The 1332-nt window shown below is 64.3% G+C and carries 1 protein-coding gene; it reads left to right on the forward strand.

Features of this window, described 5'->3' with window-relative positions; translation table 11 throughout:
• Positions 1 to 71: 71 nt before the first annotated feature.
• A protein-coding gene (locus ACIBK2_RS45775; RefSeq protein WP_396977561.1) for an IS3 family transposase occupies positions 72 to 1294 on the forward strand; the annotation gives its coding sequence in 2 pieces (ribosomal slippage) (positions 72 to 384 and positions 384 to 1294; 1224 coding nt in all).
• Positions 1295 to 1332 lie beyond the last annotated feature (38 nt).

Below are 1332 nucleotides of genomic sequence, written 5' to 3' on the forward strand. Positions count from 1 at the left end.
GGGCCTTGACCCCAGGTAGTGGACACGCTTGATCTTGGTCTCAGACCAGGGAAAGCGAGAAGATCTACCCGATGTCCAAGAACTACAACGAAGAGTTCCGCCGCAACGCAGTCGCGCTCTACCGCGACACCGACGGCGCGACCATTGCCGGGATCGCCACCGATCTCGGCATTTCCCACGGCTCCCTGACCGCGTGGCTGAAAAACGCCGGTGTCGCGATCCGCAAACCCGGCACCACCGCTGTGGCGCGGCCAGGCCCCGACGAGACACCCGAGCAGGAAGCCGCACGGCTGCGAGCCGAGGTCGCGAACCTGCGCGCGGAGAAAACCAAGCTCGAAACCGAGCGAGACATCCTGCGGTCGGCGGCCAAATATTTCGCCGGAGAGACGAACTGGTGACCCGCTTCCAGTTCGTCGCCGACCACTCCGACACCTACCCGGTGAAGCGGTTATGCCAGGTCATCGATATCGCCCGCTCCTCGTACTACGCGTGGATCAACGCCGCCGGCAACCGAGCAGCCCGCGCCGACTCCGACGCGGAACTCGCCGCGAAGATCCGCGCCATCCACGACCAGGACAACACCTGCGGGCGGCCCCGGATCACCGCCGAGATCAACGACGGCCAACCCGCCGGGCAACGGGTCAACCACAAACGGATCGCAAGGATCATGCGGGAGAACAACATTGAAGGTTTCCGGCTGCGTCGCCGCCACCGCACCACCGTCGCTGAACCCGCCGACACCCCCTCGCCAGACCTGGTTCGCCGTGATTTCACCGCGTCCGAGCCGAACACCAAATACGTCGGCGATATCACCTATCTGCCGTGCGGGGACGGCGAGTTCTTGTACTTGGCCACGGTGATCGATTGCTTTTCCCGCCGCCTGGTCGGGTGGTCGATCGCCGATCACATGCGCACCGAACTCGTCGGGGACGCCTTGGGTGCAGCCGCTCTCACCCGCGGCAGCCTCGCTGGTGCGGTGTTTCACTCCGATCACGGAAGTCAGTACGCCGCAAAGGATTTCGCTGCCCTGTGCACGAACCTTGGTGTCACCCAATCGATGGGAGCCGTGGGCACGAGCGCAGACAATGCCCTCGCGGAATCGTTCAACGCGACCCTGAAACGAGAGACGCTGCAAGGCACGGCCCGATGGGAATCGCCCCGCGCGGCGCGGCTGGCGGTATTTCGGTGGGTCACCCGCTACAACACCCGACGAAGGCACTCGTACTGCGACTACCTCAGTCCTGCCGACTACGAATCCGTTCACACAACCGATAACCTGGCACACGCCGCGTAATCACAAACCCCGTGTCCAGCTTCCGGGGTCAAGGCCCG

Origin of the sequence: Nocardia sp. NPDC050175 (genome assembly GCF_044459885.1) — a bacterium.
Classification (GTDB): domain Bacteria; phylum Actinomycetota; class Actinomycetes; order Mycobacteriales; family Mycobacteriaceae; genus Nocardia.